Raw genomic sequence first — 13,938 nt, 5'->3', positions numbered from 1 at the left:
TGTCAATTAGGGCAGATCGATTGACGTAACCCAATCGATTGCGGGGCATCTTACGACCAAATCCGGCAGAATGTCATTGTGCCGGATCAACACAATCGTAACGGCGGGGTTCCGCCTATGCGGTATTCCCAGCGTCGATCGTGAACACGGTCCCGGTGACGTTGCGGCCGCCTTCCCCCAGCAGGTATTCCACCATGCGTGCGACGTCGTCGGTCTCCGGCAGGCGGCGCAGTGCGCTGCGCCCGGCGATGCGCTTGCGCCCCTCGTCTGAAAGGTTGTGCGTCAGCTCGGTGTCGATGAAGCCCGGCGCGATCGCATTGACGGTGATGCCGAGCTTGCCGACCTCGCGCGCCAGCGAGCGGGTGAAGCCGGTGGCAGCGGCCTTGGTCGCGCCATAGACGGACAGGCCGTTATAACCGGTCGTCGCGATGATCGAGGAGATGTTGATGATGCGCCCTGTGCCGTCCGCCATCATCTGCCGCGCCACATATTTGGTGAGGATGATGGGTGACAGCACGTTGAGCTGCACCAGCGCCTCGATCTCGGAATTATGCATGGTGGCGAGCAAGCCTTCGGTGCCGAGGCCCGCATTGTTGACGAGGCCGTAGACCGGGCCGAACTCGTCACGCACGAGCTTTGCGAAAGCCGGGATCGCGTCGATCACGGCAAGATCGCAGGCGCGGAAATGCAGCCGCCCGTCCGCTTCGGTAATCGCCGCCTTGAGCTCATCGCTCTCGCGCCGCGCCGCCGCGATCACGTTATAGCCGGCGCCAGCCAGGCGTCTGCCGATCGCAAGACCGATGCCGCGGCTACCGCCGGTGACGAGAACGTTCTTATGCATCGGAGCGCGCCAGTTTTCCGGCCGGGGTGACATCGAGCGCCTCGACGAAGCGGATCACCGCCGGCACCTTGTGCGGTGCGAGTTGCGCGCGGCACCGGTCCAGGATCTGGCCGCGGATCTCTTGCGCGCGCGCCGGATCGGTCCCGTCGGCGAGGATCACGTCGGCGACCACGATGCCGCCGGTGATCGGGCTCTTCCGCGACTTGGCCCGCGACATCCGCACGTCGGGATGGCGGTTGATGACGGCCTCGATCTCTTCGGGATGAACCTTCAGCCCGCCGATATTGATGATGCCGCCGCGGCGGCCGACGAAATAGTAGCGCTCGCCGCGCAGCTCGACGATGTCGCCGCTGTCGACGAATCCGTCCGCATCGGTGAGTGCCGCGGCATTGCGGCCGACATAGGCATGCGCAGTGCGCGTCGAGCGGATCCGCAGCGACCCATCGACCACCTTCATCTCGACGCCGTTGCGATTGCCGAGATAGTCGGCCGGAAAGCCTTCCAGCCCGTCATTCACCGCAAAGCCGACGCCGGCTTCGGTCGAAGCATAGGCATGACCGACCGAGGAATTGGGGAATGCGGCCTTCAACCCGTCGAGCACCGCCTGGTCGGCGATTTCACCGGAAAGGCGGACGTAAGACGGCGCGAATTGCGCGGCCGAGCCGCTCATCAGGAGCTTGCGCCAGTGCGAAGGCGTGCCGGAGATATGCGAGACACCGCGCGCCTTCAGGCGAGCGACGTGATCGCCGAGCGCCTCATGCGGATCCGACAACACCATCGAGCCGCCGGAGAGAACGGTACGAAGGAAAATCTGCAGGCCGCCATAGCGGCGGATATCGTAGAACGTCGCCCACACCGGCGCAGGTCCGCGCGCGGGGCCTTCGGCGACGATGGCACCGGTCAGCGCCTCCAGCGTATGGCCGACGATCTTCGGCACGCCCGACGTGCCCGAGGTCAGCATCAGCCATTCCGTGGCGCGTTCGGTCTTGGCCGGCGCGGCAGATTGAAGCGGCAATTGTGCGGTGACGACGAGCGACACGCCCGAATTGGCCCAGCGATCGGACTCGTCGGTGACGATGGCGTCGATCCCGGCATCCGCGATCAGCGCATCGAGGTGCGCCGGGTTGAGATCGGGCGGGCAGAGCAGCATGCGACGCGCGATGCCGTCGAGCTCGATCATGGCAAGGCCCGACCGGAGCTGGTCGGACAATTTGAGCAGCACCGAGCGGCCCGACAATTCGCACAAGCGGCCGCCGAGGACCGTCTGCGACAGGATGTCGGTCAACGACACGACATGATGCGCATCGGAGATGGTGCGGCCCTTCAACTCCGCGCCGAGATGGTCGCGGAGCGCAAAGATCTCACGCGGGGACATTTTCGTAGGCCCGCACGAAGTCACCCACGGTGGCGGGGAACGCTGCGTCCTCGGAAATGGTGAAGGGGTCGACGCCGGTCTCATCCTCGAGGCGCGCGACCAGAATGGCGAAGGCGAGCGAGTCGAAGCCCGTCTCGTGCAGCGACAGATCGTCCGACAGCTCGGGAAGCGTGACGTTTTGCTCCTTGGCGATCTGCCGGATCGCCTCAATGATCTTAGACCTTACCGACATGGCTGGCTCGCTTTGTTATCGTTGGTGTTGCGGCGGCTCTTGCTGGCCGCCTCCCATGGCCGTTTGTTTACCCGACAGAAGTAAATGTCTTCTTGGACAATTCAGATAAAATTGGAGCTATCTTCGGATTTTGGCGGGCCCTACAGGCGGATCGAGCCGTCCAGGATGCCTGCATGGACCTCGGCGTCCAGCGGCAGATAGGCCCCGGATCTCAAGTCCGCCATGAACAGCGGATCGGAGATCGTGGCGGGATCGAAGCCCTCCCGCGACAGATCGTTCTTCTTCTGCTTGAACGTCTCGGTCGCGTTGAGCTCACGCGAGATGCGGATGAAGACGGGATGTGCGTAGGCCGGCAGACGCTGCGCGAGATGTGCGGGCAGCGCCGCAATGTCGAACCCCTCGTTGACGACGATCGCACTCATGCCGGCGCGGCCATCGGTACCGGGGATGCTGACGCCGTAGGTGGTGGCGTCGACCACGCCGTTGAAATCGCGCATCGCGTCGTTCACCTCCGAGGTCGCGACGTTCTCGCCCTTCCAGCGGAACGTGTCGCCGATACGGTCGACGAAATGGAAGAATCCCTTGTCGTCGATCCGCATCAAATCGCCAGTGCGGAACCAGGCATCGCCCTTGGCGAACACATTGCGGAGAATCTTCTTCTCCGTCTCGCCGGCGTCGGTGTAGCCCTCGAAGCGGCCGCCGCCTTCGTCGGCCGTGCCGATGCGGCCGATGGCTTCACCGGCCTCGCCGCGGGCGCAGGCGAGACAAAACCCCTCTTCGTTGCGCAGCGGTGCGCCGCTGCCGGGGTCGAGCCTGACGAGATTGGCGGGAAAGCGATGCGCGAGCAGCGGCGGGATGCGACCGATCGCGCCCGGCTGGCCCTCGACGTTGAATAGCGAGAAATTGCCTTCCGTCGCCGCATAGAATTCGAGGATACGGGGAATGGCGAAACGCGCCTGAAAGTCTTCCCAGATATCGCCGCGCAGGCCGTTGCCGCAGACGAGGCGGAGACGATGGCGGTTCTCATATTCCGACGGCGGCGCCTTGAGCAGATAACGGCAGAGCTCGCCGATATATTGGAACAGCGTGCAGTCGTGACGGACAATGTCGGACCAGAAATGCGAGGCCGAGAACTTCTCCGCGATCACCACCGAGCCGCCGGCCGCAAGCATGCTGCACGGCGCGACGATGCCGCCGACAGAGTGGAACAGCGGCAGGCAATCATAGAGCCGGTCCTGCGGACCCGCGCCGGTCAGACCGGCGAACCAAAAACCCCAATTGAGAATGCGGCGGTGACTGATACTTGCGGCCTTCGGCAGGCCCGTGGTGCCCGAGGTGTAGATCAGCAGCGCGCGATCGTCGATGCTGATCTCGCCGTGCTCCTCCGGCGACAGCGGCGCATCGTCCAGCGCCGCAAGCGCGACATCGATGGCGCGATCACTGCGGGAATCGCCGTGCGTCCATACCTTGGCCTCTGTGTTCAGATGCGGCGCTGCGCCGTCCAGCGTCCCCATCAACTCGTGGGCCGCGATAATATGGGCGGGCTTGGCGACGTCGATGCAATGCGCCAGCGAGGGCCCGACCAGCTTGGTGTTGAGCAGCGCGACCACGCCACCGACCCGGCTGATCCCGAGCCAGGCCGCGACGTAGTCGACGCCGTTCGGCATGATCAGCGCGACAGTGTCGCCCTTGGCCAGGCCGACCGAGCGCGCCCAGCGCGCGTAGCGATTGATGCGCTTCGATAGGGCCGCGTAATCGAGGCTTGTGTCATCCGTGAGCAGCGCGAGGCGGTCCGGCTGGCGCTGCGCCCAATCGTCGATGACGTCGGCGAACAGGCGGCCGGGCAGAGCCTCGATCCGCGCGGTGAGCTCGATGGCCTTCAGCCAGATCTTCGAAGCCGAAGGCGTGCGCAGCGCTGTCGGTCGCTCGATGACGCCGGTGGTCATATTGTTCACTCTTTCGGGCCGCTCGCAGGTTTCCGGCAATATATAGTCCGCGCGCCCTGCCCAGGTGTTAAGAGGCAAGGTAAAACTCCGTTAGTGCGCGATTAACTCTAGCCATCCTTTACCAAGCCGATGGGATCGGCGTGCGCGGCTGCACAATTCTTGCGATAGCAGAGCGAGAATGGGATGCAGACCATGATCACCAGACGATATTTTCTCCAGACTGCCGCCTGTGCCGCAGCCGCGCTCGCGGCGCCGCGCGCTTTTGCGCTCGGCAACCCCTCCTATCCCTCGCGCAGCGTGAAATGGGTGGTGCCTTACGCGCCGGGTGGCGCAACCGACGTGCTGTCGCGGCTGCTGTGCCAGCGGCTATCCGACCGGCTCGGCCAGACCTTTGTCGTCGAGAACAAGCCGGGGGCCGGCAGCAATATCGGGACGCAGGCGGTCATCACCTCGGCACCCGACGGCTACACGCTGCTGCTGACCTCGACCGCGAATGCGATCAACGCCTCGTTCGATCCGGCGCTGCCCTATGATTTCGCCCAGGGCATCGCGCCGGTCGCGGGCGTCGCACGGATTCCGCTGGTGCTGGTCGTCAACAACGACCTGCCGGTGAAGACCATCGCCGACTTCATCGCCTACGCCAAGGCCAATCCCGGCAGGATATCGATCGCTTCCTCGGGCATCGGCACCTCGCTGCACCTCTCGGGCGAATTGTTCAAGTCGCTGGCCGGCGTGCAGTTCACCCATGTTCCCTATCGTGGCTCGGCGCCGGGTTTGACCGACGTGATGAGCGGGCAGATCCAGGGCATGTTCGACAACGTCACCTCGTCCTTCGAGCTGGTGCGCGCTGGCAAGCTGCGCGCCCTCGGCGTCACCACGCGCGAGCGCTCCGAGATCCTGCCCGACGTGCCCGCGATCGCCGACACGCTGCCCGGCTACGAGACGAGCTCGTTCTACGGCGTCGGCGCCCCGCGCGATACGCCGCACGAGATCATCGATCTGCTCAATCGCGAGATCGACGCTGCACTGTCCGATTCCGTGATCAAGGCCCGCATCGCCGAGCTCGGCGCCATCCCGCTGCATGGCAACGCCAGTGAGTTCGGCGGCCTGCTGGCAGCCGAGACCGAGCGCTGGCGCAAGGTGGTCGAGCTGTCGGGGCTCAGGAAAGACTAGAGCATGATCCGGAAAAGTGCGAAGCGGTTTTCCGGAGAAATCATGCGCAAACAACAACCTGAAGCGCGATGACGATTCATCTAAATCTCATCGCGCTTTAGCGTTTGAAGGCACTGGTCTTGCGAGCATCCGCTCGCCAGCGCTAGCGGCAATCGTCCGGCGCTAGCCGCCACGCCTGTAGCGAAACTGCTGCGGGGGCGGACTGATCGGGTAATACGGATTGAGATCGCAGATTGCCGAGCGACCCGAAGCGGTGGCGCGGCACTGCGGCAACGAGGTGAAGGAGCAGTCGTACCACTCACCGCCTCCCCCGTTCGCACCTGAATAAACATGCATGCAGACGGGGTAGCGCGGATCAAAGGTCTGCGCCTGCGACGGCGCGGCCGTGAGCAGTGCGGCAGCGGTCAGGACCAGGCCGAACGAGAAGCGCATCAATACTATTCCGGTATGCTGTATCGTGGATCGCTATTGCACCTTCTTGTGGCGCCGCCGCTGCTGCGGTGGCTGATCGAAGGCGTAATAGGGGTTGAGGTCGCAGCTGGCCGAGCGGCCCGACGCGGACGCGCGGCATTGCGGCAGCGAGGTGAAGGAGCAATCGAAATAATCGCCGCCGCCACCACCGAAGCTGCCGCCCGGCGTGTAGACGTGCATGCACACCGGGTAGCGCGGATCATAGGTCTGGGCGCGGGCATCTGCCGCGACCAGCAGCGTGGCAATCGCGGTGAGGGGCAAAATCGACAAGCGCATGGACTTAATCCTCGAATCGACGGCGTCGGCTGGTGCCGACGCCCTGCTATGGCATAACACCAGGCCGGAGGCGACTGTTCCGAGGGACAGATGACGGCAAGGTGAGTGCAGTGCACTGCGGCGCTATGCGCCGAGTCCCTGCAACACCAGCCGGTTCAGCCTCGCCGCGAACGCAGCCGGGTCCTCCGGCAGTTCGCCGTCCAGGATTTGCGCCTGCTCGAGCAGGAGGAGGCTAAGATCATCGACCGCCGTCGAGCCGGCTTGCGCCTTGGTGATCGCAGTCACCAGCGGATGGCGCAAATTGATTTCGAGGATCGGCTTGGTGCGCATGCCGCGATTCTGCTGCGACAGGATGCGCTCGAGCTCGCGGCTCGGGCCCTGGCTGTCGGCAACGAGGCAGGAGGCCGAGCTGGTGAGGCGCGTCGAAGCCTTGACGTCGCTGACGCGCTCGCCGAGCGCGGCCTTGATCACGGCGATGGTGGCGGCTTCATCGGCGGCCGGCGCCTCCTTCTTCGCCTCGTCCGTCTCGTCGACGCGCGGGATCAGGTCGAGATTGAGATCGCCCTGGCTCAGCGATTTCAACGGCTTGCCCTCGAACTCCGACGGCATCGAGGTCCAGAAGGCGTCAACGGGATCGGACAGCAGCAGCACCTCGATGCCGCGCGCGGTTGCCGCCTCGAGCCGCGGATTGGATTTCAGCCGCTCGATGCTGTCGCCGACGAGATAGTAGATCTCGGTCTGGTTCGGCTTGAAATCGGCAATGACCTGCTTCAGCGAACGCTTCTCGCCCGACGTCGTGGTGAAACGCGACAGCGCGAGCAGCTTTTCGCGCCGCTCGAAATCCTCGTAAATGCCTTCCTTGAGGACCGCGCCGAAGGCGTCCCAGATCTTGGCAAAGTTCTCCGGGTCCTTCTCGGCGAGGCTTTCGAGCTCCGACACGACACGGGTCGCCACTGCCTTGCGGATCTGCGCCAACTGCGGATTGTTCTGCAGCATCTCGCGGGAGATGTTGAGCGGGAGATCCTCGCTGTCGACGACACCGCGGACAAAGCGCAGGTAGCCCGGCAAGAGATCGGCATCATCGGTGATGAAGACGCGCCGGACGTAGAGCTTCACGCGCCCCTTGCGGTTCGGCTCGAACAGGTCGAACGGCTTGGTCGAGGGCGCGAACAGCAGCACGGCGTAGGAGTAGCGTCCTTCGGCACGGTAGTGCAGCGTCATCGCGGGATCGTCGAAGGCGGACGCGATCTGCTGATAGGCCTTCTTGTAGTCGTCCGCGGTCAGCTCGGATTTGGAGCGCTGCCACAGCGCGCTCGCCGAATTGATCTGGCGCGGCTCGCCTTCTTCCGGCACGAGCTCGATGGGGAACAGGATGTTGTCGGAATAAGCGGTGACGATGCGCTCGATCTCGTAGGTCTCGAGATATTTCTTGGCGTCGTCCTTCAGGTGCAGGACGATCTCGGTACCGCGGCCAACGCGCGCGGCCTCCTCGTCGCTGGCACGTGCGATCTCGAAGCCGGAGCCGCCGGAGGACGTCCAGGTCCAGACATCGCTCTCGCCGGCGCGGCGGCTGATCACGGCGATCTTCTCGGCAACCATGAAGGCGGAATAGAAGCCGACGCCGAACTGGCCGATCAGGCCGAGACCGTCCTTGGCCTCCTTCAGCTTCGACACGAACGCCTTGGTGCCGGAGCGGGCGATGGTGCCGAGATGGTCGATCAGCTCCTGCCGCTCCATGCCGATGCCGTTGTCGGCGATCGTCAACGTCTTGGTCTTCTTGTTCGGGATGATCCGGATCTTGAGCGCGCCGCCTTCGCCCAGCAACGCCGGGCTGGCGATCGCCTCGTAGCGCAGCTTGTCGCAGGCGTCGGAGGCATTCGAGACGAGCTCGCGCAGGAAGATATCGGTCTCGGAATAGACGGAGTGCACCATGAGGTGCAGAAGCTCGGAAACCTCGGCCTGGAAGGGCTGCGTATGCACAGCCGTGTCTGACGTCGTCATGCGTTTACCCGGTCAAAACGAAAGGGAAGAAAACCGGGATATAGCGCGACGAGATAGGGGATCAAGTGGACGCGAACGATCGCCCTCCCGGCGGGAGGACGATTTCCGATCGTCCGGCGGATCAGGTCACGCAGCGGCCGGGCTGGAGCAGCTTGGCGACCTCGGTCAAGGAGCTGACCATCGGTTCGCAGGCGATCGTCGGCTTGTCGCGAACTTTCTTCTGGTTCTGGAGCAGTGCCGGCGGCTTGGCGTTGCCGGTCTCGATCACCGCGGGGACCCGCAGCAGCACCGAGGTGTCGGCGAGGTCGTTCAGCCGCATCGAGACGGTCCGGGTGGGAACTGGGGCGGGCTTAATCTCGGCAAGGCGGTCGGCCTTGCCGGCACGATTGACGTTATGGACGGGCATGGAGTTCGAGCTGTAGGCGGGGATATCGGCAACCGCTTGCCAGCGGTCGGCCAGGTCGTGCCCGGAGGCCAATTGCACCGCACCGAGCGTTGCGGCAATCGCGACGGCGCCTAAAAAAACCTTTTGAATCTGTGACATGGCTGTCGATCCCTCGCCCCATGGCAATCCCGGGAGCAACGCGGGGCGAGGACTGGGGGTTCTTGGCCGTTACGATCACTTAACCGTGTGCGACAAATGCAGCAGGGCGCAAAATATTTCGCAACGCATGGAACGTCTCGCGCAGACAGGAGTCGTCTCAGCAGCCGGCTATTCCCCCCTGCCCCATAAGCCGGCGACGTAGGGCGCGACTGTGGTGATGCCAGTCGCGCCTTACTTTTGTCTGCACCACACTTTGGTTCGAGTTATTTGGCTTTTTCCACGAGCCAGTCCCGACCCTCGCCATAGAGCTTCTCGACCTCGGGCCCGATCAGGCCGGGCATGTCGCGCTTGACCTTGTAGCCGATCAGCTCCTGCATGTAGGCGAGATGGCGATAGCCTTCGGGCAGCGCCGCAAGCGTGGTCTGGTCAAGACGCAGCGTCGCGGCGGGATCGACCGGATCGATCCGGTCCTTCTCGTAGATCGGCTGGCGGCGGACGATGCCCCACTTCCCCTGCCGCTTCTCCAGGAAATCGTAGAAGCGTCCGGTGCAGACGACATCGCAGAGCACGTCGTGCACGAGGGCGCGCTGCGAGATCGTCATCTTGGTCTGCGCAATCGCCCGCTCGCCCGCGAGATCGATGCTGGTGCCGCCGAGGAAATGCAGGATGCGAACGCCCCTGGCGAACCCCTCCTGGCTGACGCGCATGAAATCCCGGGCCGGCCCCTGAAACCAGGTCGCGGACATCCAACCTTCCTCGTGCCAGACCGTGGCAAAGCGCTCCCAGTCGCCGGCATCGCGCCACACGGCCCAGTTCTCGACGAGGTCGCGGATGGCGAGACGATCGAGCAGTTGCTGGTCCATGGGCTCATCTCCGATTGGCATCAAGGAGGAGGTATGGGCGGCGAATTCGATATCCGTCAAGCGCAGCAAGCGATCATGAAAAATCCGGCGCGCCTTGCGGCACGCCGGATCCGATCTTTTCGCGAATGACGCCTTCCTTACGCCGCCGGCGCCTTCGGCGCGCGATTGCGCGAGTTACGCTGGAAGAACAGGGCCTGGCTCGCCACCGCCGATACCATCGCGGGCTGGAACGGCTTCGAGATCAGGAAGGCCGGCTCGGGACGCTCGCCGGTGAGGAAGCGCTCCGGATAGGCGGTGATGAACACCACCGGCACCTCGAATGTGCGCAGCAGCTCGTTGACCGCGTCCAGGCCCGACGAGCCGTCGGCAAGCTGGATGTCGGCGAGGATCAGGCCCGGCCGCTTGTTCTTGGCCAGTGCCACGGCATCGGCATGGGTGCGCGCGACGCCGACGACATTGTGGCCGAGATTCTTCACCAGGCTTTCGAGATCCATGGCGATGAAGGTCTCGTCCTCGATGATCAGCACGTCGGTCGCAATCTCCGCTGCCATCTCGCGGCCTGCCGCATCCGCAAGCCGCCGCGTCTCCGCCACGTCGGTGCCGAGGATATAGCTGACTTCCTCTTCCGAAAATCCCTCCAGCGAAAGCAGCAGGAAAGCCTGCCGCGGCAGCGGCGTGATGTTCGACAGCCGACGCTCGGGCGGCATCGGCAGGGTCGCGACCTCGGAATCGTCATTGACCGAGACCGAATTCCAGATCTGGGTGAACAACCGGAACAGGCCGGCGCGCGGCCCATGGCTCTCGTCGAGCACCGCCGGATCTCCCAGCATGGCTTCCAACATGGCTGCGACATAGGCGTCGCCGGAGGCCTGGCTACCGGTCAGGGCGCGCGCATACCGACGCAACAACGGCAAATGTTCAGCAACGAGCTGTGAACGGGACATCCCCACTCCATTCATCTTCGGGCCGGCCTTAAGGTCCAGGGCGTTACGCGGGGGGCCCGGGGTTCCCCTGCTGGGCTGATTACGCCTCAGGCCAAGAAAAGTTCCGCCTCGCTGGGAACTTTTTGTCGAACCTGGAATTGAGCCTATCCAGGGAACGGCTCCCGGTTGAGAAAAATTCTCGAATTTACAGTCACTTAACTCGGGGAAACGTGGAACAGGTCATGAAAGATCTCAAGTCTCAAGCAACCAGAAGCACGACCCCCGGCAAGGGAGGGCTCACTCCGGAGATTCAATCCCGGATTGGGCACCAGCTGCGCGCCATGTACGACGACGTGGTGCGGCAGGGGGTTCCGGATCGGTTCGCGGAACTGATCAAGAAGCTTGATGCCCAGGGAGCGGCACCCCAAGTGGAAAATGACGGGGGATCTAACGACAACAACAATGGGAGGGATTAATGCCTCTCACGGACTCCCTGCGTAACGACATCCTGGCGGCCGTACCCAGTCTGCGCGCGTTCGCCATCTCGCTCAGCGGCAATGCGGACCGCGCCGATGACCTGGTGCAGGAGACGTTGCTCCGCGCGCTCGCCAACATCGACTCGTTTCAGCCCGGCTCCAACCTGCCGGCCTGGCTGTTCACGATTCTGCGCAACCTGTTCCGCTCCGATTATCGCAAGCGGCGGCGCGAGGTCGAGGATGCCGAGGGCAACTACGCCAAGACGCTGAAGACGCAACCGTCCCAGAACGCGCATCTCGAGTTCGAGGAGTTTCGCACGGCGCTCGACAAGCTTCCGCAGGACCAGCGCGAAGCGTTGATCCTGGTCGGCGCCTCCGGCTTCTCGTACGAGGACGCGGCTTCGATCTGCGGCTGCGCCGTCGGAACGATCAAGAGCCGCGTCAACCGCGCCCGTTCGAAGCTCGCCGCGCTGCTTTATGTCGACGGTGCCGAGGACTTCGGACCGGACGAGACCGTGCGAGCCGTGATCGGCGGCAGCGGCGGCTGACGGCCGGCGTCAAGCGAACCAAGGCGAAGGCGAAGGCGGCCGTTTCCGCGGCCGCCTTCGTGTGTCCGAACGACGGCGCCCTCGATCACTGGTCCACGAAGGTCACCGTATCTGCCACGCTGGCGCGCGAGGTGCGGTAGCTGTTGACCTTGTGGTCATGGTCGGCATAGCCGAACGAAATGCCGCAGACGATGCGGCGGTCGTCGGGCAGATTGAAATGGCGGCGGATCAGTCCGGAGTGGCGCGCGAGCGCCGCCTGGGGGATCGTGCCGAGCCCGAGTGCCTGCGCCGCCAGCATGAAATTGCTCACATAGGCGCCGCAATCGATCGCACCGTAAATGCCGAGCGGCTCGTTGGTGTGGATGATCGCGACATGGGGCGCGCCGAAGAAATTATAGTTCTCCAGCGCCTGCTTGGCATAGGCCATCTTGTCGCCGCGGGCGATGCCGAGCGTGTTGTAGAGCTGAAAGCCGCTTTCGCGGCGGCGCTCGAGATAGACACCGATATATTCGCGCGGCGGGGTGAAATCGTAATCGTCGCCCAGACCCTTTGAGGCTTCCCCATAGATCGCCTTGCGGAAGCGCTCCTTGGCCTCGCCGCTGGCGATGACGACCTGCCACGGCTGGCTGTTGCACCAGGACGCGGTGCGCTGCGCGGTGGTCAGCACATGCTCGATGGTGGCACGGTCGACCTGCTTTGGCAGGAACGCGCGGACGGAGTAGCGCTCGTTGAGGAGCTCTTCGAGCACGCCGATGCGGTCGTTCTGGTTGACTTTAGCGTCCATGGATCAGCTCGCGCTCTTCTCGTAGGATGGGCAAAGGCGCCTCGCGCCGTGCCCACGACAGACTTGCCCGGAACACCTGCATATGGTGGGCACGCTTCGCTTTGCCCACCCTGCGAGATGCAGCGAGAGGTGGGATCACCGCCCCTTGGTCGGGATCTTGTTGTACGGCACGTCCTTGTCGACGCGGATGTCGCCGGGCAGGCCCAGCACGCGCTCGGCGATGATGTTGCGCAGGATCTCGTCGGTGCCGCCGGCGATGCGCATCGAGGGCGAGGACAGCAGCATCTGCTGGAACTGGCCTTGCACCGTCTCCTCGTCGTTGCCGGTGAGAACACCGGCCGCGCCCTGCAGGTCCATGGCGTAGGTCGCGATGTCCTGCAGCATCATGCCCGACACCAGCTTGCCGATCGAGTTCTCCGGGCCCGGCCGCTCGCCCTTCGACAGCGCCGAGATCGTGCGGTAGCTGGTGTATTTCAGCCCGTTCGATTTTGCGGCCCAGCTCGCCAGCTTCGAGCGCACCGCGGGATCGTCGATCGCAAGCCCGTCCTCCAGCATGAGGTTGGAGCAGAACTCGAACATCTCAGGCACGCCGGTCGCAAGCCGCGCACCGATCGACATGCGCTCGTTCATCAGCGTGGTCAGCGACACGCTCCAGCCCTCGCCGACGGCCCCCAGCCGCTGGCTGTCGGGAATCACCACGTCGGTGAAATAGACCTCGTTGAACTCCTGCATGCCGTTGGCCTGCTTGATGGGGCGAACCTCGACACCGGGGCTCTTCATGTCCAGGAAGAACATGGTGAGGCCCTTGTGCTTGGGCACCTTGGGATCGGTGCGCGCGATCAAAAGGCCATAGTCGGAATAATGCGCGCCCGAGGTCCAGATCTTCTGGCCGTTGACGACCCAATTATCGCCCTTCTTCTCCGCGCGGGTGCGAAGCCCTGCGACATCGGAGCCGGCGGACGGCTCGGAAAACAGCTGGCACCAGATCTCCTCGCCCGAAGCCAGCTTCGGCAAATAACGGCGCTTGGCGTCCTCGCTACCGAAGGCCATCACTGTCGGGCCGCACATGCCCTCGCCGATCTGGAACGGCTGCGTCAGCTTGCCGTAGACGCCCTCCTCCTGCTGCCAGATCACCTTTTCGATCGGCGTCGCGCCGCGGCCGCCATACTCCCGCGGCCAGTGCAGGCAGGCCCAATTGCCCTCGAACTTCTTCTTCTGCCAGGCCTTGCCGACATCGACGATATCGTGGTTGGCAAGACGAATGCGGCCGAGCGAGGATTTCGACAGCTCGGCATGCAATTCCTTCGGCGCATTGGCATCGATCCATTTGCGCGCGGTCTCGCGGAATGCGGCTTCCTGCGGGGTGTCGTCGAAATTCATGGCGCTTCCCTTTTGTTGTCATTCCGGGGCGCGCAACGCGCGAACCCGGAATCCAGAGGTTACTTACGCATCTCGAGATTCCGGGTTCGGCTCTTCGAGCCGCCC

General features: G+C 64.1%; 15 protein-coding genes. 3 read left to right on the top strand and 12 right to left on the bottom strand.

Features of this window, described 5'->3' with window-relative positions; all coding sequences use genetic code 11:
• Positions 1-115: 115 nt before the first annotated feature.
• The 4 genes from P6U31_RS05130 to P6U31_RS05115 all read right to left on the bottom strand — a co-directional run bounded on the left by P6U31_RS05130 (position 116) and on the right by P6U31_RS05115 (position 4,403).
• Entirely contained in the window at positions 116-841 is a 726-nt protein-coding gene (locus tag P6U31_RS05130) for an SDR family NAD(P)-dependent oxidoreductase (RefSeq protein ID WP_407187169.1), read from the bottom strand.
• A complete protein-coding gene (locus tag P6U31_RS05125) occupies positions 834-2,216 on the bottom strand; it encodes a class I adenylate-forming enzyme family protein (RefSeq protein ID WP_407187168.1) in 1,383 nt (460 codons plus the stop codon). The genes P6U31_RS05130 and P6U31_RS05125 overlap by 8 nt, the downstream gene beginning before the upstream one ends.
• A complete protein-coding gene (locus tag P6U31_RS05120) occupies positions 2,203-2,448 on the bottom strand; it encodes an acyl carrier protein (RefSeq protein WP_407187167.1) in 246 nt (81 codons plus the stop codon). The genes P6U31_RS05125 and P6U31_RS05120 overlap by 14 nt, the downstream gene beginning before the upstream one ends.
• A gap of 140 nt (positions 2,449-2,588) precedes the next feature.
• Complete coding sequence (locus P6U31_RS05115; RefSeq protein ID WP_407187166.1) at positions 2,589-4,403, bottom strand: long-chain-acyl-CoA synthetase; 1,815 nt, start codon at positions 4,401-4,403, stop codon at positions 2,589-2,591.
• A 183-nt stretch (positions 4,404-4,586) separates the two neighbouring features.
• Between P6U31_RS05115 and P6U31_RS05110 the strand changes: the two genes are divergently transcribed.
• Positions 4,587-5,567, top strand: coding sequence for a Bug family tripartite tricarboxylate transporter substrate binding protein (locus P6U31_RS05110; protein ID WP_407187165.1), 981 nt, complete (start codon positions 4,587-4,589; stop codon positions 5,565-5,567).
• A gap of 162 nt (positions 5,568-5,729) precedes the next feature.
• On the opposite strand, the gene P6U31_RS05105 is transcribed toward P6U31_RS05110, so the two are convergent.
• The 6 genes from P6U31_RS05105 to P6U31_RS05080 form a co-directional block, all read right to left on the bottom strand.
• The gene (locus P6U31_RS05105; RefSeq protein WP_407187164.1) at positions 5,730-5,999 is read right to left on the bottom strand and encodes a DUF3551 domain-containing protein; all 270 of its coding nucleotides are present in this window, start codon (positions 5,997-5,999) and stop codon (positions 5,730-5,732) included.
• A 33-nt stretch (positions 6,000-6,032) separates the two neighbouring features.
• Positions 6,033-6,314 (bottom strand): DUF3551 domain-containing protein, encoded by a 282-nt coding sequence (locus P6U31_RS05100; protein WP_407187163.1) that lies wholly within the window; start codon positions 6,312-6,314, stop codon positions 6,033-6,035.
• Between the two features lie 123 nt (positions 6,315-6,437).
• Positions 6,438-8,315 carry a molecular chaperone HtpG gene (htpG, locus tag P6U31_RS05095; RefSeq protein ID WP_407187162.1) on the bottom strand — a complete coding sequence of 626 codons (1,878 nt, stop codon included), beginning with the start codon at positions 8,313-8,315 and terminating at the stop codon, positions 6,438-6,440.
• 121 nt (positions 8,316-8,436) lie between these two features.
• Positions 8,437-8,859 (bottom strand): hypothetical protein, encoded by a 423-nt coding sequence (locus tag P6U31_RS05090; RefSeq protein ID WP_407187161.1) that lies wholly within the window; start codon positions 8,857-8,859, stop codon positions 8,437-8,439.
• A 263-nt stretch (positions 8,860-9,122) separates the two neighbouring features.
• Complete coding sequence (locus P6U31_RS05085; RefSeq protein ID WP_407187160.1) at positions 9,123-9,722, bottom strand: nuclear transport factor 2 family protein; 600 nt, start codon at positions 9,720-9,722, stop codon at positions 9,123-9,125.
• 137 nt (positions 9,723-9,859) lie between these two features.
• The gene (locus P6U31_RS05080; protein WP_407187159.1) at positions 9,860-10,666 is read right to left on the bottom strand and encodes a response regulator; all 807 of its coding nucleotides are present in this window, start codon (positions 10,664-10,666) and stop codon (positions 9,860-9,862) included.
• Between the two features lie 221 nt (positions 10,667-10,887).
• On the opposite strand from P6U31_RS05080, the gene P6U31_RS05075 reads away from it, so the two are divergent.
• Positions 10,888-11,121, top strand: coding sequence for a NepR family anti-sigma factor (locus P6U31_RS05075; RefSeq protein ID WP_164937475.1), 234 nt, complete (start codon positions 10,888-10,890; stop codon positions 11,119-11,121).
• Positions 11,121-11,669, top strand: a complete 549-nt coding sequence (locus P6U31_RS05070; RefSeq protein ID WP_018316216.1) for a sigma-70 family RNA polymerase sigma factor — start codon at positions 11,121-11,123, stop codon at positions 11,667-11,669. The genes P6U31_RS05075 and P6U31_RS05070 overlap by 1 nt, the downstream gene beginning before the upstream one ends.
• An 85-nt stretch (positions 11,670-11,754) precedes the next feature.
• On the opposite strand, the gene P6U31_RS05065 is transcribed toward P6U31_RS05070, so the two are convergent.
• Together P6U31_RS05065 and P6U31_RS05060 are read right to left on the bottom strand one after the other, a co-directional pair.
• Positions 11,755-12,453 carry a nitroreductase gene (locus P6U31_RS05065; protein ID WP_407187158.1) on the bottom strand — a complete coding sequence of 233 codons (699 nt, stop codon included), beginning with the start codon at positions 12,451-12,453 and terminating at the stop codon, positions 11,755-11,757.
• Between the two features lie 135 nt (positions 12,454-12,588).
• Positions 12,589-13,833: an acyl-CoA dehydrogenase gene (locus tag P6U31_RS05060; RefSeq protein ID WP_407187157.1), complete on the bottom strand. Its 1,245-nt coding sequence runs from the start codon at positions 13,831-13,833 to the stop codon at positions 12,589-12,591.
• Positions 13,834-13,938 lie beyond the last annotated feature (105 nt).

Origin of the sequence: Bradyrhizobium centrosematis (assembly GCF_045571495.1) — a bacterium.
Taxonomy (GTDB): domain Bacteria; phylum Pseudomonadota; class Alphaproteobacteria; order Rhizobiales; family Xanthobacteraceae; genus Bradyrhizobium; species Bradyrhizobium centrosematis.
The sequence above is the reverse complement of the archived record's forward strand: the minus strand, read 5'-3'. Positions and strand labels throughout refer to the sequence as shown.

Coding starts and splice junctions, on each gene's coding strand:
- P6U31_RS05130 (WP_407187169.1), bottom strand. CDS start 841: ATGCATAAGAACGTTCTCGTCACCGGCGGTAGCCGCGGCATCGGTCTT.
- P6U31_RS05125 (WP_407187168.1), bottom strand. CDS start 2,216: ATGTCCCCGCGTGAGATCTTTGCGCTCCGCGACCATCTCGGCGCGGAG.
- P6U31_RS05120 (WP_407187167.1), bottom strand. CDS start 2,448: ATGTCGGTAAGGTCTAAGATCATTGAGGCGATCCGGCAGATCGCCAAG.
- P6U31_RS05110 (WP_407187165.1), top strand. CDS start 4,587: ATGATCACCAGACGATATTTTCTCCAGACTGCCGCCTGTGCCGCAGCC.
- P6U31_RS05105 (WP_407187164.1), bottom strand. CDS start 5,999: ATGCGCTTCTCGTTCGGCCTGGTCCTGACCGCTGCCGCACTGCTCACG.
- P6U31_RS05100 (WP_407187163.1), bottom strand. CDS start 6,314: ATGCGCTTGTCGATTTTGCCCCTCACCGCGATTGCCACGCTGCTGGTC.
- htpG (WP_407187162.1), bottom strand. CDS start 8,315: ATGACGACGTCAGACACGGCTGTGCATACGCAGCCCTTCCAGGCCGAG.
- P6U31_RS05090 (WP_407187161.1), bottom strand. CDS start 8,859: ATGTCACAGATTCAAAAGGTTTTTTTAGGCGCCGTCGCGATTGCCGCA.
- P6U31_RS05085 (WP_407187160.1), bottom strand. CDS start 9,722: ATGGACCAGCAACTGCTCGATCGTCTCGCCATCCGCGACCTCGTCGAG.
- P6U31_RS05080 (WP_407187159.1), bottom strand. CDS start 10,666: ATGTCCCGTTCACAGCTCGTTGCTGAACATTTGCCGTTGTTGCGTCGG.
- P6U31_RS05075 (WP_164937475.1), top strand. CDS start 10,888: ATGAAAGATCTCAAGTCTCAAGCAACCAGAAGCACGACCCCCGGCAAG.
- P6U31_RS05070 (WP_018316216.1), top strand. CDS start 11,121: ATGCCTCTCACGGACTCCCTGCGTAACGACATCCTGGCGGCCGTACCC.
- P6U31_RS05065 (WP_407187158.1), bottom strand. CDS start 12,453: ATGGACGCTAAAGTCAACCAGAACGACCGCATCGGCGTGCTCGAAGAG.
- P6U31_RS05060 (WP_407187157.1), bottom strand. CDS start 13,833: ATGAATTTCGACGACACCCCGCAGGAAGCCGCATTCCGCGAGACCGCG.